The 14,433-nt window shown below is 57.1% G+C and carries 12 protein-coding genes and 1 pseudogene; 1 reads left to right on the forward strand and 12 read right to left on the reverse strand.

All coding sequences use genetic code 11. The annotated features are described in order from the left end of the window. Window positions 1-21: 21 nt before the first annotated feature. From BN1189_RS13520 to BN1189_RS13560, 9 genes and pseudogenes are all read right to left on the reverse strand, one after another. Window positions 22-1,140 carry a Nif3-like dinuclear metal center hexameric protein gene (locus BN1189_RS13520; RefSeq protein ID WP_040228822.1) on the reverse strand — a complete coding sequence of 373 codons (1,119 nt, stop codon included), beginning with the start codon at window positions 1,138-1,140 and terminating at the stop codon, window positions 22-24. Further along, window positions 1,118-1,834 carry a tRNA (adenine(22)-N(1))-methyltransferase gene (locus BN1189_RS13525; RefSeq protein ID WP_040228824.1) on the reverse strand — a complete coding sequence of 239 codons (717 nt, stop codon included), beginning with the start codon at window positions 1,832-1,834 and terminating at the stop codon, window positions 1,118-1,120. Before BN1189_RS13525 ends, BN1189_RS13520 begins: the two co-directional genes overlap by 23 nt. Before the next feature lie 113 nt (window positions 1,835-1,947). Continuing rightward, on the reverse strand, window positions 1,948-2,349 hold the full coding sequence (gene cccA, locus BN1189_RS13530; RefSeq protein ID WP_040228825.1) for a cytochrome c550: 402 nt from the start codon (window positions 2,347-2,349) through the stop codon (window positions 1,948-1,950). A gap of 135 nt (window positions 2,350-2,484) precedes the next feature. After that, window positions 2,485-3,624 (reverse strand): acyl-CoA dehydrogenase family protein, encoded by a 1,140-nt coding sequence (locus BN1189_RS13535; protein WP_040228827.1) that lies wholly within the window; start codon window positions 3,622-3,624, stop codon window positions 2,485-2,487. A gap of 507 nt (window positions 3,625-4,131) precedes the next feature. Then, window positions 4,132-4,676: pseudogene (locus BN1189_RS13540) on the reverse strand (sigma-70 family RNA polymerase sigma factor); the annotation flags it as partial. 577 nt (window positions 4,677-5,253) lie between these two features. Next, window positions 5,254-6,429, reverse strand: coding sequence for an RNA polymerase sigma factor RpoD (rpoD, locus tag BN1189_RS13545; RefSeq protein WP_040228828.1), 1,176 nt, complete (start codon window positions 6,427-6,429; stop codon window positions 5,254-5,256). Between the two features lie 30 nt (window positions 6,430-6,459). Further along, window positions 6,460-8,280: a DNA primase gene (dnaG, locus tag BN1189_RS13550; RefSeq protein WP_040228919.1), complete on the reverse strand. Its 1,821-nt coding sequence runs from the start codon at window positions 8,278-8,280 to the stop codon at window positions 6,460-6,462. Between the two features lie 217 nt (window positions 8,281-8,497). After that, a complete protein-coding gene (locus BN1189_RS13555) occupies window positions 8,498-9,310 on the reverse strand; it encodes a pyruvate, water dikinase regulatory protein (protein WP_040228830.1) in 813 nt (270 codons plus the stop codon). A 12-nt stretch (window positions 9,311-9,322) separates the two neighbouring features. Next, window positions 9,323-9,961 carry a helix-turn-helix transcriptional regulator gene (locus tag BN1189_RS13560; protein ID WP_040228920.1) on the reverse strand — a complete coding sequence of 213 codons (639 nt, stop codon included), beginning with the start codon at window positions 9,959-9,961 and terminating at the stop codon, window positions 9,323-9,325. Between the two features lie 389 nt (window positions 9,962-10,350). Here BN1189_RS13560 and BN1189_RS13565 point away from each other — a divergent pair, with 389 nt between their 5' ends. Continuing rightward, window positions 10,351-11,730, forward strand: a complete 1,380-nt coding sequence (locus BN1189_RS13565; protein ID WP_040228921.1) for a glycine--tRNA ligase — start codon at window positions 10,351-10,353, stop codon at window positions 11,728-11,730. A 519-nt stretch (window positions 11,731-12,249) separates the two neighbouring features. Here the strand turns inward: BN1189_RS13565 and recO are convergent. From recO to BN1189_RS13585, 3 genes are read right to left on the reverse strand one after another with little or no spacing between them, the layout of a single operon-like run. Next, the gene (gene recO, locus BN1189_RS13575) at window positions 12,250-13,056 is read right to left on the reverse strand and encodes a DNA repair protein RecO (protein WP_040228834.1); all 807 of its coding nucleotides are present in this window, start codon (window positions 13,054-13,056) and stop codon (window positions 12,250-12,252) included. Window positions 13,057-13,115: 59 nt separating this feature from the next. Next, window positions 13,116-14,030 carry a GTPase Era gene (gene era, locus BN1189_RS13580; protein ID WP_040228836.1) on the reverse strand — a complete coding sequence of 305 codons (915 nt, stop codon included), beginning with the start codon at window positions 14,028-14,030 and terminating at the stop codon, window positions 13,116-13,118. Further along, window positions 14,020-14,424 (reverse strand): cytidine deaminase, encoded by a 405-nt coding sequence (locus tag BN1189_RS13585; protein WP_040228837.1) that lies wholly within the window; start codon window positions 14,422-14,424, stop codon window positions 14,020-14,022. The genes era and BN1189_RS13585 overlap by 11 nt, the downstream gene beginning before the upstream one ends. Window positions 14,425-14,433 lie beyond the last annotated feature (9 nt).

The raw sequence follows: 14,433 nt of genomic DNA on the forward strand, positions 1-14,433 counted from the left end.
TTTGCTTTGCCGCAAGCCGTTTCACATGAACCGGAACGGTTCGGTGATGACGGAAGATTGGTGGAACGTGCAGCCGAGTTTTTCTTTCCCCGCCATCTCTTCGAGCTTTTTGGCTACGCCGCCGACCATGATCCGCTCGATATGGTGTCCCGGGTCGACGATGGACAGACCGAGCAGGGCGGTATCCTGGGCCGTATGGTAGTCGACATCACCCGTGACGAGCACATCGGCCCCCCGGGCAACGGCATCCTGTCCGTACTTTCCGCCCGAGCCGCCAAGAACGGCGACCGTGCGGATCTCCTCTTTTCCGGAATCCACGACACGGAGCGCGGGGACGCCGAGACGATCTTTCACCAACTCGGCAAATGAATCGAGCGTCATCGCTTCTTCCAGCCGTCCGATGCGGCCGATCCCATATTCCTCGAGGCGCTGGTCAAGCACGAAGAAATCATAGGCCGGCTCCTCGTATGGATGCGCTTCGATCATCGCCCGTTCAACCCGGTTCCGGATCGATGCGGTCAGCACGACCTCGATCTTCGTTTCTTCCACGGATTCAGACTTGCCGATTTCGCCGATGTACGGATCGGCGCCTTCAGACGGCGTGAATCTTCCCGTCCCTTCAATCTCGTACGTGCAGTTGACATAGTCGCCAATGGCTCCTGCGCCTGCCCTGCCCAGCGCCTCACGGACCGTCTCCACGCTATCATGCGGCGTATAGACGGCCAGCTTGAACAGCGGCTCCACATACGTCTCGGAAAGGACGGACAGGTCCTGCAGGCCGAGCCGCTCCGCCAGCATGTCGTTGACGCCGCCGGGTGCCACGTCCAGATTCGTATGGGAGGCATAAACCGAAATCCCATTCCTGATGCAGGCTTCGATGACGGCACCCTGCGGCGTGTCGGTTCTGAGCGCCTTCATCGGCTTGAAGATCGGCGGATGGTGGGCGATGATCATGCCTGCCCCCATGTCTGCCGCTTCACTGACCACTTCCTCCGTGACGTCCAGCGTGATCAGCACTTTGTCCAGTTCCGTTTCCGGGCTGCCGATCTGGAGACCGACGGGATCCCAGTCATACGCGAACTTCTTCGGAGCCCACTCTTCCATCAGCCGGATGATATCACTGACTTTCGCTTTTCTCATCTTCCAGCACCTCCGTTGCCATCATGATGGCCTGTTGAAGGCCCTCTTGCCTTTTCCCGATTTCTTCTGCATTGGACGCCTGTTCCATCTGCCTCAGGATCTGCTTCCAGGAGAGCGCTTCCCTTTGCCATTTCTCCCGGAAGACCTCGCTTTTCTCTTTCATGAGCAACGGGCCGAACAGCAGCTCCTTGTCGTCGTAAGAGGCGTGCCCGGGCTCCAGGACAAGGATCTCATAGATCTTTCCGTCCTCCTTGAGGATCTCTTCACCGGTGACGGCCCATCCGTTCGCAACGCCCCATTTACGGATGGCCACGGCATTGATGTTCGGCTGGAGGACGAGACGGCCGACACCGTCCAGCCTGTCTTTGCCCCGTTCAAGGATCGAAGCGATGAGCGGTCCGCCCATGCCGGCAATCGACACGGTATCCACGCCGTCTTCTGGATGGATGGCGTCGAGGCCATCCGCAAGACGGGCTTCCACGGTTCCGTCCAGTTCTTCTTCACGGATGGTGGCCGCTGCGGATTCAAACGGCCCCTTTGCCACTTCGCCCGCAATGCCCTTGCTGATGAGGCCGCGGAGCGCCAGATGGCAGGGCAGATAGGCATGATCGCTGCCGATATCGGCAAGAACCGCACCTTCCCTGACCCGGCCGGCGACCGCCGCGAGCCGTTCGGATAATCTTCTGGCATTCAAATTCCGTCCAGCCCCTTCCTTTATTATTCTTTCGACTTTGCAGGCCTGTTCTCCTGCATGCTAAAGCCCTTATCCGGCGTGCCGGATAAGGGCTCCATTCATTTCAATTCATTTTACGACTCTTGAAGCGAGACGACCCAGTCCGCCATGGCGTCGAGGTTCTCTTCCGGCACGAGGCCACCAGGCATGGTGCCTTTACCGTTCTTCAGAACGTCCTTGACCGTGTCCTTGTCATCCGAAATCTCGTGAAGGTTCGGTCCGATCGAGCCTTCAAAGTTCTGACCGTGGCAAGACACACATTTCCCTTCGGCAAATGCTTGAGGGTCGAAGTCGCCGGAGTCTGCTTCTCCGCCGTCGCCTTCTGATGCCGCGCCGCCGTCTCCGCCTTGTTCAGTCTCTTCGTGATCAGCTGCAATCTCCTCCTGCTTGTCCAGCCCATAGAGGGACATGAAGAAGATCAGGCCGATACCGAGGGCCATGATCAAGATATAAGGTACAATAGGATTTCTGTTCATCGACTAAAACCCCCTTTTCCATAAGATACCCTGTACAATACAGTGAACAATTCATATTGTACTTCATAATCCGGAAAACTGAAAGCATTAGCCGAGAAGTTTTGCGGGTTTGTGACAAATTGGACAAGAATCTGTTTAAACACCGATATGGCGGGCGATGACCATATGCTGGACTTCCGATGTTCCTTCCCCGATTTCCAGCAATTTCGCGTCGCGCATGTACCGCTCCACTTCATATTCTTTCATATAGCCATAGCCTCCGTGCAGCTGGATCGCCTCATCCGCGACTTCCATCGCGATTTCCGATGCATACAGCTTGCACATGGCCGCTTCCTTCGAGAACGGACGGCCCTGATCCTTCAGCCAGGCGGCTTTGTAAACCATGTTCCGGGCGAGCTCGATCTTCAGGGCCATGTCGGCCAGCTTGAACTGGTTCACCTGAAATTCTGAGAGCGACTTGCCGAACTGCTTGCGTTCCTTCGAGTAGCGCAACGCCCTGTCGAAAGCGGCCTGTGCGATCCCGACGGCCATCGCGCCGATGCCGATCCGGCCGCCGTCGAGCGTCACCAGGAACTGACGGAACCCGTTGCCGCGCTTGCCAAGCAAGTTTTCCTGCGGCACCCGGACGTTCTCCATGACGAGCTCGGTCGTGTTCGATGCATTCAGGCCCATCTTCTCGTAGTTGTCGATCACCTTGAAGCCTTCCGCGTCTGTCGGGACGATGATCGCACTGATCTCTTTCTTGCCATCCTGTTCCCCGGTGATGGCCGTGAGCGCCAGGTTCTTGGCATAGCTTGCGTTCGTGATGAACACCTTGCCGCCATTGATGACGAAGTCGTCCCCTTCCGTCTTCGCCGTCGTCTGGGTGCCGCCCGCGTCAGATCCGGCATTCGGCTCCGTCAGCCCGAATGCTCCGAACGATTCTCCCGTGCAGATCGGCGTCAGGTACTTCTCCTTCTGCTCTTCGGTTCCGAAGAGATTGAGCGGAGCCCCGCCGAGGGAGATATGGGCCGAGTAGGTGATGCCCGTCGATGCGCAGGCGCGGCTCAGTTCCTCGGTGACGATTGCGAAGCTGATCGTATCGGCTCCCGCCCCGCCGTACTTCTCCTCGAACGGCAGGCCCATCATCCCCATGTCTGCCAGCTGCCGGAAGATCTCAACCGGGAACTCCTTCGTCCGGTCCCGTTCGATTGCCCCCGGTGCCACTTCCTCATCCGCAAATTCCCGGATGGTGCGGCGGATCATTTCCTGTTCCTGTGTAAGATCGAAATTCATGCTGCCTTCCCCCTTTGTGAATACGCTTTCAAGAGTAAGTATAACTGAACGAGCGCTCGCTTAACAACCGCAAGTTATCCGGACGAAATATACAGAAGCGGTGCATCCGGCGGAAACTGCTCTCCGGAGGATGTGTCCAAGAAATTCTGTAAATCCGCCAGCCGAATAAATTTGCTCGCTTGCTGCTGACTTTGCCGACGCCTTCACGAAGGACGGAGTCGGCGTTCTGGCTAATTAACGTTTCAGCTTAGCTAATTAACGTCTCAGTCTAGCTAATTAACGTCTCAACTTAGCTAATTAACGTTCTAACTGAATCGGTCGACTCAGAGCGTGAATCGGGCCACCCAAAATCCCGACCTGCACCCGGGAAATTTCCGTGGTCACCGGAAGGCCATCCGCGGTCGCTTCCCCCATTTTCATGGCCGCCAGCCGAACATCCCGCTCCCCAGGACCTAATCAACAAAAAAAGCCCGGAGCGTCAGTGATTCTGACGTCCGAGCATGATTCTTATTCAAGGAAGTCTTTCAGCCGCTTGGAGCGGGACGGGTGGCGGAGCTTGCGGAGCGCCTTCGCCTCGATCTGACGGATCCGTTCCCTCGTGACGCCGAACACCTTGCCGACTTCTTCGAGCGTCCGTGTGCGGCCGTCATCCAGGCCGAAACGGAGACGGAGAACGTTCTCCTCGCGGTCTGTGAGCGTATCGAGCACATCTTCCAGCTGCTCCTTGAGAAGCTCATAGGCCGCATGGTCGGAAGGCGACTGGGCGTCCGAATCTTCGATGAAGTCGCCGAGATGGGAATCGTCTTCTTCGCCGATCGGCGTTTCAAGAGAGACCGGCTCCTGGGCGATCTTGAGGATTTCCCTGACCTTTTCGGCAGGCAGGTCCATTTCCTCGCCGATCTCCTCCGGCGACGGCTCCCGTCCGAGGTCCTGGAGAAGCTGGCGCTGGACGCGGATCAGTTTGTTGATCGTTTCAACCATATGGACCGGGATCCGGATTGTCCGCGCCTGGTCCGCGATGGCGCGCGTGATCGCCTGGCGGATCCACCAGGNTTCCTCATCCGCAAATTCCCGGATGGTGCGGCGGATCATTTCCTGTTCCTGTGTAAGATCGAAATTCATGCTGCCTTCCCCCTTTGTGAATACGCTTTCAAGAGTAAGTATAACTGAACGAGCGCTCGCTTAACAACCGCAAGTTATCCGGACGAAATATACAGAAGCGGTGCATCCGGCGGAAACTGCTCTCCGGAGGATGTGTCCAAGAAATTCTGTAAATCCGCCAGCCGAATAAATTTGCTCGCTTGCTGCTGACTTTGCCGACGCCTTCACGAAGGACGGAGTCGGCGTTCTGGCTAATTAACGTTTCAGCTTAGCTAATTAACGTCTCAGTCTAGCTAATTAACGTCTCAACTTAGCTAATTAACGTTCTAACTGAATCGGTCGACTCAGAGCGTGAATCGGGCCACCCAAAATCCCGACCTGCACCCGGGAAATTTCCGTGGTCACCGGAAGGCCATCCGCGGTCGCTTCCCCCATTTTCATGGCCGCCAGCCGAACATCCCGCTCCCCAGGACCTAATCAACAAAAAAAGCCCGGAGCGTCAGTGATTCTGACGTCCGAGCATGATTCTTATTCAAGGAAGTCTTTCAGCCGCTTGGAGCGGGACGGGTGGCGGAGCTTGCGGAGCGCCTTCGCCTCGATCTGACGGATCCGTTCCCTCGTGACGCCGAACACCTTGCCGACTTCTTCGAGCGTCCGTGTGCGGCCGTCATCCAGGCCGAAACGGAGACGGAGAACGTTCTCCTCGCGGTCTGTGAGCGTATCGAGCACATCTTCCAGCTGCTCCTTGAGAAGCTCATAGGCCGCATGGTCGGAAGGCGACTGGGCGTCCGAATCTTCGATGAAGTCGCCGAGATGGGAATCGTCTTCTTCGCCGATCGGCGTTTCAAGAGAGACCGGCTCCTGGGCGATCTTGAGGATTTCCCTGACCTTTTCGGCAGGCAGGTCCATTTCCTCGCCGATCTCCTCCGGCGACGGCTCCCGTCCGAGGTCCTGGAGAAGCTGGCGCTGGACGCGGATCAGTTTGTTGATCGTTTCAACCATATGGACCGGGATCCGGATTGTCCGCGCCTGGTCCGCGATGGCGCGCGTGATCGCCTGGCGGATCCACCAGGTCGCGTACGTACTGAACTTGAAGCCTTTTTCATAGTCGAATTTCTCGACCGCCTTGATGAGGCCCATGTTCCCTTCCTGGATCAGGTCGAGGAACAGCATGCCGCGGCCGACATACCGCTTCGCAATCGAAACGACGAGTCGGAGGTTGGCCTCTGCAAGCTTTTTCTTCGCCATGTCTCCCCGGTCGAGGATCAGCTGAAGTTCCTCCGTGTTTTCCGCCCCCTCGTCAATCTCTTTCTGGGCGGCGATCCCGTCTTCAATCCGCTTGGCAAGCTCAATTTCCTCTTTTGCGGAAAGAAGGTCGACACGGCCGATTTCCTTCAGGTACATTCTGACAGGGTCGTTGATCTTGACGCCGGGCGGCACGCTCAGGTCATTGAGATCGAATTCTTCTTCTTTTTCATCAGTGCCCGAACCGCTGTTGCGGTCAAGCTCGATTCCTTGTTCCTCGATCTGGTCAAGGAATTCTTCGAAATGATCCGGCTCCATATCGAACGCGGACAGCTTTTCCGTCACAAAGTCGAACGCGAGCTCTCCCGCCTTCTTACCCTGTTCCAGAAGTTGTGCCTTCATTTCGTCAAGTGTCATTTCATGTTCGTGGTCCTTTGGTTGCCCTGAAAGTTCTGCCACTTTTACTCCTCCTCCTACAAGCCGGCTCCCCTATACCGCCGAAAGGGATTTCTTCAACTCAATGATCTGCTTGGATAATTCAAGGGCGCGGAGATGGTCGTGCAGTTTCTCGGCTTCCCTGGACTGTTGCAGTTTTTCGCGGATCTCCACTTCGATCCGGTATTTCCTTATATGCCTGAGGCAGTCTTCCACTTCCTCGCTGACATGCTCATCGGACAGTTCCGACATGGCCGTCTCCATGACAATCCGCCTCAAATCCGGATCTTCGAGCGTTTCGGCGAAACGGTGTACATCCGGTTCGCCGAACTCTTCGTAAAATCCGGCAAGATTAACGTATATCGCTGTATATTCATCATGGAAGAAAGGATTCCCTTCTTCTGAATCCCGTATACCGGCGAAGATGGCGCCATCCCTCAACATATGGGACAGCAAAATCCGTTCGGCACGGGATACAGGCGTATTCCTCGTTTTCGCGGCCGGCTTTTCGGGTGCCGGGGGCGGCTCCCTCTCCGGCCTGGGCGGACCGGTGCGGACGGTTTTCGCTTCCGCTTTCCGGAACTGCGCAGTCAGCGCTTCTACGGTGACGCCCGTGTCCCTGGCCAGCTGGCCGAGGTACAGGTCGCGTTCGACCGGCGTCAAATTGCCGGCCATCGCTTCCAGCACCTCGTGGATATATTGAAGGATGTCATTCTCATTGTTCAGGTTCTTGCCTCTGCGCGCGTACATCATCGCGAACGACATCAATGTATGCGGCTGGCCGATCACCTGCTCGCGGAACTGCTCACCGCCGTATTTTTGGATGTAGTCGTCCGGGTCCATGCCGTCCGGAATGACGGCTACTGTCGCTTCCGTCCTCCCGTTCTTGAACATGCCCGCGAATCTCCTCGCGGCTTCCCAGCCGGCCGAATCACCGTCCGTACAGATGATGACCTGGCCGGTGATCCGTCCGAGAAGGGAAATATGCCTGTCCGAGAGCGCGGTGCCCATGACGGCAACGCCGGATTGTATGCCGGCAAGATCTGCGGAGATGACATCCATGAAACCTTCGAACAATATTACATTACCCGTTTTCCGCGCCGCAAGTCGGGCATGATGATAATTGTAGAGGATTTCGCTTTTATTGAATATCGGGGTCTCGGGGCTGTTCAGGTATTTGGGTTCATTGCCGGCTTTCCGGATGACCCTTCCCGAAAAACCGACCGCCCGGCCGTTCGGATCGTGGAGGGGGAACATGACACGTTCCCGGAACCTGTCAAAGCCGCCGCCTCCGCTTTCGGGCCGGATGACAAGCCCCGCCTCCTCCATCTCGTCTTCGGAAAAGCCCTTGCGGCCGAGCAGCCGGGCGAGCGAGTCCCGGTTGCCGAGCGACCATCCGACTCCGAACTTCTCGATGGCTTCCTGCGTAAATCCCCTGCCGGTCAGATAATCAAGGGCTTCTTCCCCTTCGACCGTGTTCAGGAGCAGATGCTGGTAGTATTCCGCCGCAAATGCATGTGCGTCTATGAGCCTGCGGTGGCGGTCCGGCAGCTGTTCATGGCCTTCCCCGCGGGTATCGGGGACCTCCACCTCGATGCCCGTCCGGCCACCCAGTTTTGCGACAGCTTCCGTGAACGGGATATTCTCGATGTCCATCACGAAGGTGATTGCATTTCCGCCAGCCCCGCAGCCGAAGCAGTGAAACATCTGCTTGTCCCCGGAGACGGAGAAAGAAGGCGAGTTTTCGTCGTGGAACGGACAGAGGCCAAACCAGTTCCGGCCCCGCTTGGTAAGCTGGACGTACTCGCTTATGAGGCCGACGATATCCGTAGCGGAACGGATCGTCTCGATCTTCTCCTCCGGAATCCGCTTCATCGACATCACCCACACTTTCTTGTCTATACTTGAATTCGAGATTCACGGTTTAATTCCTTCATCATTCGACAAAAAAGTGCGCACGAGGGAGTTGAACGCCCACTTTGCGCATTTTAGTCACAATAACATATTATAATCCCGCGCTTCCTAGAATGCCAGTAATTCATCCGGTTTATACAAAAAGATCCGGAGTGCGGCAAGCCGGCACATCCGGACTTCAAATCTTATTTTGGCGGATGCCGAGAATGACGTTTGCCGTTTCCTCGACCGCCCGGTTGGTCACGTCGATCACATGGCAGCCGATCCGGTCCGTCACCCTGTAAAAGTGATCGATCTCTTGCTGAATCCGGTTGATTTTCGCATAGTTCGCATCATCCTTCAGGCCAAGCGCCTTCAGCCGTTCCTTCCGGATGGTGTTGAGCTTTTCCGGGGAGATGACCAGACCGAAGCACTTGTCCGGGTTCACATGGAAGAGCTCCTCCGGCGGATTGACCTCCGGGACGAGCGGCACGTTGGCGACTTTCAGCCTTTTATGCGCCAAGTACTGGGAAAGCGGCGTCTTTGAAGTCCGCGACACCCCGATGAGGACGATATCCGCCAGCAGAAGCCCCCTCGGATCCCGGCCGTCATCGTACTTCACCGCGAACTCGATCGCTTCGATTTTTTTGAAATAGTCTTCGTCCAGAAGCCTCACGCGTCCGGGCTCCTCGGATGGAGTTTCTTCGAGCTTCTCGCCAATTGCCCCGATGATCGGTCCGAGGATGTCGACCGCAGGAATTTCGAGCCTTTCGCATTCTTTCCTGAGAAATTCGCGCATATTCTCTTTGACGAGGGTGTATAGGATGATGGCGTCCTGCTCGGAAGCGAGCACCGTGACTTCCCGCAGCTGCTCGATCGTCTCGACATGCGGAATCCGCGTGACTGCCGTGGACTCGAAGTTTTGCCGGAACTGGCTGATCGCCGCCTTCGCCACGAGGTCGCCGGTTTCTCCGATTGAATCGGAAATAATGAAGGTTTTCAATTGATTCATTGGGCACCTCTTTCAAAAGTCATGGTTCTCTGCAAGGGACAGAAATGCCTTCGTGAGGTTCGTTTTGGTCAGTCTGCCGATGACGGTCAGTCCGCCGTCCGCTTCTTCCACGACCGGCAGCGCATCGATCTGCCGGTCGATCAGCAGCTTCGCAGCCTGGACGAGCGTCTCGTTTTTCCGGCAGTAGGAGATGTTCGGCATTCTCGTCATGATCATATGGACCGGAATCTTCTCGAGTTCCGTCGTCCCGATCGCGGTCCGGAGCAGGTCCTTCCTGGAAAGGATGCCGGCCAGGCGTGACTGGTCATCCACGACGATCAGCGTGCCGACGTCCTCCAGGAACATCTGGGTGATCGCATCGTAGACAGACAATGATTCCTGAACGACGACCGGAATCGACTGGAAGTCGCGGACCTTCATATTCATCATGTTCTCGGTCAGCTGCTGTTCCTTCTTCTTGCCCGAATAAAAATACCCGACGCGCGGACGGGCATCCAGGAAGCCGGCCATCGTCAGGATGGCGAGGTCAGGCCGGATCGTTGCACGCGTAAGGCTCAGGCGTTCGGCGATCTGTTCGCCGGTGATGGGTCCTTCCGCTTTGACGATTTCCAGGATTTCGTCCTGGCGCTTATTGAGTTCCATTCGACTCACCACCAATCCGTCGGCAACGGGACCGTAAACGACCGAAAGCATTGCCGACCGTCTTATTTATGCAGCGCCGGGCGGGACCCGGCAAGTATATATGGCCTCGTCCATTATATCTGATTGGGACGCCGATTGCGAAACGATTGCCCGCATGCTACAATGTTGTCGAAGTCTATACGGCATTGACGGGACAATCAAGTAATATCCAACGACAGCGAGCAGGAACCGGTGAAAGCCTGCACGGATATGAAGCGGCACCCCCGAGCCGGCTCACTGAAAGAGGGCAGGTATATTTTCTGCCAATCGGGGTGGAACCGCGGGTCATCAAGCACCCGTCCCCGGACCTTGCGTCCGGAGACGGGTGCTTTTTCAATTCAACCAAGGAGGAATCGGACATGGCTTCAATGGAAACAATCGTCAATCTCGCAAAGCACCGGGGGTTCGTCTTCCCAGGATCGGACATTTACGGCGGGCTCGCCAACACATGGGACTACGGCCCGCTCGGCGTCGAACTGAAAAATAACATCAAAAAGGCCTGGTGGAAGAAATTCGTACAGGAGTCCCCGTACAACGTCGGACTCGACGCGGCAATCCTCATGAATCCGCGTGTCTGGGAAGCTTCCGGCCACGTCGGCAACTTCAACGACCCGATGATCGACTGCAAAGCCTGCAAATCCCGTCACCGTGCGGACAAGCTGATCGAGAACAAGCTCGAGGAAGAAGGCAACGAACTGGTCGTCGACGGCATGCCGTTCGACAAAATGGAAGAACTCATCCGCGAACACCACGTCACCTGCCCGGACTGCGGAGCACAGGACTTCACCCACATCCGGCAGTTCAATCTCATGTTCAAGACATCGCAGGGGGTGACGGATTCTTCGTCGAATGATATTTACCTCCGTCCCGAGACGGCCCAGGGGATCTTCGTCAACTTCAAGAACGTCCAGCGGTCGATGCGCAAGAAACTCCCGTTCGGCATCGCGCAGGTCGGCAAGAGCTTCCGGAATGAAATCACGCCGGGCAACTTCACTTTCCGCACCCGCGAGTTCGAACAGATGGAACTGGAATTCTTCTGCAAGCCGGGAGAGGATCTGGAGTGGTACGCGTACTGGCGCGATTTCTGCAAAAAGTGGCTCGACGACCTGAGCATGTCCGATGACAATATCCGTCTTCGTGAACACGACGAGGAAGAACTCTCCCACTATTCGAATGCGACCGTCGACATCGAGTATAAATTCCCGTTCGGCTGGGGCGAGCTGTGGGGCGTCGCAGACCGGACCGACTTCGACCTGAAGCGCCATATGGAGCATTCGGGCGAGGACTTCACATACACCGATCCGCAGAGCGGCGACAAATTCGTCCCTTACTGCATCGAGCCGTCCCTCGGCGCGGACCGCGTGACGCTCGCCTTCCTGTGCGATGCCTACGGCGAGGAGGAAGTCGGCGAGAACGACACGAGAACCGTTCTCCGATTCCACCCGGCACTGGCACCGTTCAAGGCAGCCGTCCTGCCGCTTTCGAAGAAGCTCTCGGATGAAGCCGGCGAAGTCTGGGCGGAGCTCCGCAAGCACTTTGCGTGTGACTACGACGACTCCCAGTCGATCGGCAAGCGCTACCGACGCCAGGATGAAATCGGCACACCGTTCTGCATCACCTACGACTTCGACTCGAAGGAAGACGGCCAAGTCACCGTCCGCGACCGAGACTCGATGGAACAGGTCCGCATGCCGATCGGCGAAGTGCAGGCATTCATCGAACAGCGACTGGAATTCTGATTTTGTTTGTTGCCCTCCCCCCCTTTTTGGGTGCCGGGAGGGCTTTTTGTGATTGGGATGAGGCGAGTGTGATCGGAGCGAGGCTGAGTGTAATCGGAGTGAGGGCGAGTGTAATCGGAGGACGGCCGAGTGTAATCGGAATGAGGTCGAGTGTAATCGGAGCGATGTCGGGTGCAATCACGTTAGCTTTTCCCGCAGGTGTCTCGCGGATTCCTTCTCCTTCTGAATAATATTTTCACAGAAAACCGGACTCCATCGCGATTCGTTCCGATGCCCTTCCTGGAGTGAATCTGCAGCTGGAGATATCGGATCTGTTCCTGCTGAAATGGCGCGGGCTCCGCTCTGTGCCGCCATCCCGGAAAGAACCGGATGAAGCGGAAGTGCCGCAGCGGCAGGCGACGCCGTGGAATCCGCTCCGGAGCGCCAGCGGAGAACGGAGTCCCCGGCCAAAGCCGTCCGCCGGCACGGAGCGTCACATCCCCCTCTCCCACACACTGAAAAAAGAGCCGCGCGTCGGGGTCAGTCTTCCCCGGCATGCGGCTCTTCTTCGTGTTCTTCCCTTTCCGGCTCCTCCCGCTTGAACTCCGGCATCCTCGATAGCTGGTCGATGAACGCGGCGGACTTCAGACGGATGCCGACCTGCTCATCATAGATCGTCCGGACCAGCTTTTGCATGAACGCCTTTGTCGCCGGCTTCAGCGTCAGCTTGCCGACCTGTTCGATTGGCACGGTGTAAAACGTGCGGATGAGCCGGACCTGCGACGGAGAAAGACGGATCAAGTACGGGTCACGGTCGTAGCACCGGTGACAGAGGAATCCGTTCTCCTTGAACGAAAACGCAAACTCCCCCTCGGTCGCCCCGCAGCTCGCGCACTGGTGAAGCACCGGATAAATCCCGGCAACGGGCAGCATCTTCCATTGCACGAACAGGGAAATCGCCTCGGGGTCGTATTCCTCATTGATGGCGTGGAAGGCCTGAAGGAGCAGCGAAAATTCGGCGGGTGCCGGCCGGCCGTCTTCGATGAGCTTGTCCATCAGTTCCGCAATGAAGCTTGCGTAGGCGGCAGCCGTGATGTCCTGATGCAGATAACGCATCGGCTCCAGCGGGTCTCCGGACTGGAGTGTCCCCATTCCCCGGCCCTGGTAAACGAGAAAGAGGCCGTGGGTGAACGGCTGGGTGACACCGGCCAGCCGGCTCGCCGGTTTTTTTGCGCCCCTTGCCATCGCTGTGACTTTGCCGGCCTCCCGGGTAAGGAGAGTCACCACTTTGTTGGATTCGCCGTACGGACCGGTCCGGAGAACGATCCCTTCCCATTTGTTCAGCATGTTCCGCCCTCCCTTTTTAGCGGGGTATCAAAAGCGCGGGCCAGCCGCCCGCGCCCCGTTCAATATTCATCTTCCCTGAATCCGTATTCCCTAAGCTGGGACTGCCGGTTCCGCCAATCCTTCTGGACCTTCACCCAAAGTTCCAGGTACACCTTGCTGCCGAGCAGCATTTCGATATCCTTCCGGGCACGGGTTCCGATCTCTTTCAGGAGGGACCCCCGCTTGCCGATGACAATCCCTTTCTGGGAGTCGCGTTCGACGATGATCGTCGCCTGGATATCGACTGTTTCCTCGCCTTCGCGCTTGGCGATCCGTTCGATCACGACGGCGATCGAGTGGGGGATCTCTTCCCGGGTCAGATGGAGCGCTTTTTCACGGATGAGCTCCGAAATGATGAAACGCTCGGGATGATCGGTCACCTGGTCGGCCGGATAATATTGAGGGCCTTCCGGCAAGTACCCTTTCAGCACGTCGAGCAGCCGGTCGACGTTGTTTCCCTGCAGGGCGGAAACCGGAACGATCTCATCAAATTTGAACAGATCCTTATAGGACTCGATCACTTCCATCAGCCGGTCCGGATGGATCAGGTCGATTTTGTTGATGACGAGGATGACCGGCGTCTTGCTTTCGCCGAGCATATCGATGATGAACCGGTCCCCTTTTCCGACCGGCTCGTCCGCGTTCACCATGAACAGGACGGCGTCGACTTCCTTCAGCGTGTTGCGGGCGACTTTCATCATGAAGTCGCCCAGCTTGTGCTTCGGCTTGTGGATGCCCGGCGTGTCGATGAAGATCATCTGGCTGTCGTCGGTCGTGACGACCCCCTGCACTTTGTTCCTTGTCGTCTGCGGCTTGTCGCTCATGATGGCGATCTTCTGCCCGACGACCCGGTTCAGGAACGTTGATTTGCCGACGTTCGGCCGTCCGATGATCGAGATGAAGCCGGATTTGAATCCCTCAGTATTATTCAGCATTGTGCATATCCTCCGCTTTGAACGCACCCGGGAGCAGCTGTCCGACTGTTGTCTCGAGCAGGTCGCCCTTCAGATTCGTCAAATAGACCGGCATATCGGCCGGGCAGAACTCGGAGAGGACCTGCCGGCACGCGCCGCACGGGGATACGGGGCCCGGCGTGTCGGCCACAACGGCAAGTGCCGAAAATTCGCGTTCGCCTTCCGAAATCGCCTTGAACATGGCCGTCCGCTCCGCGCAGTTCGCCATGCTGTAGCCGGAGTTCTCGATGTTGCAGCCTTTGTATACGTTGCCGTCTTTCGTCAGCAGGGCTGCTCCGACGGGGAATTTCGAGTACGGGACGTAAGCCCGCTGCCGGGCATTCCCGGCTTGTTCGATCAATTGTTGTTTGTCCATGGCATTCAA

It is taken from the genome of Bhargavaea cecembensis, assembly GCF_000826125.2.
Lineage (GTDB): Bacteria > Bacillota > Bacilli > Bacillales_A > Planococcaceae > Bhargavaea > Bhargavaea cecembensis_B.